The sequence below is a fragment of the Actinomadura rugatobispora genome (assembly GCF_042656285.1).
Classification (GTDB): domain Bacteria; phylum Actinomycetota; class Actinomycetes; order Streptosporangiales; family Streptosporangiaceae; genus Spirillospora; species Spirillospora rugatobispora.
Genome location: NZ_JBHSON010000289.1, coordinates 1 through 629 on the forward strand (window position 1 = coordinate 1; position 629 = coordinate 629).

The following is a 629-nucleotide window of genomic DNA, read 5'->3' on the forward strand; positions in this document are numbered from 1 at the left end:
GAGATGTTCGAGAGGTTCACCGACCGTGCGCGTCGGGTTGTCGTTCTGGCTCAGGAAGAGGCCAGGATGCTCAACCACAACTACATCGGTACCGAGCACATCCTCCTTGGGCTGATCCATGAGGGCGAGGGTGTGGCCGCCAAGGCCCTGGAGTCGCTGGGGATCAGTCTGGAGGCGGTGCGGCAGCAGGTCGAGGAGATCATCGGCCAGGGTCAGCAGGCGCCGTCGGGGCACATCCCGTTCACTCCGCGTGCCAAGAAGGTGCTGGAGCTGTCGCTGCGTGAGGCGTTGCAGCTGGGTCACAACTACATCGGGACCGAGCACATCCTTCTGGGTTTGATCCGTGAGGGTGAGGGTGTCGCGGCTCAGGTGCTGGTGAAGCTGGGTGCGGATCTGAACCGGGTGCGGCAGCAGGTGATCCAGTTGCTGCACGGGTACCAGCAGGGCAAGGAGCCGGCGGCCTCGGGTGGTCCGTCGGAGTCGGCGCCGTCGACGTCGTTGGTGTTGGACCAGTTCGGGCGGAATCTGACGCAGGCGGCGCGTGAGGGCAAGCTCGACCCGGTGATCGGCCGGGACAAGGAGATCGAGCGGGTCATGCAGGTGCTGTCCCGCCGTACCAAGAACAACCC

1 protein-coding gene is annotated in these 629 nt (G+C 65.0%); it reads left to right on the plus strand.

Features of this window, described 5'->3' with window-relative positions; translation table 11 throughout:
* Nucleotides 1-3 precede the first annotated feature (3 nt).
* Nucleotides 4-629 (plus strand): Clp protease N-terminal domain-containing protein (locus ACFPZN_RS56415; protein ID WP_378293717.1); only part of this gene is annotated, 626 nt, incomplete at its 3' end.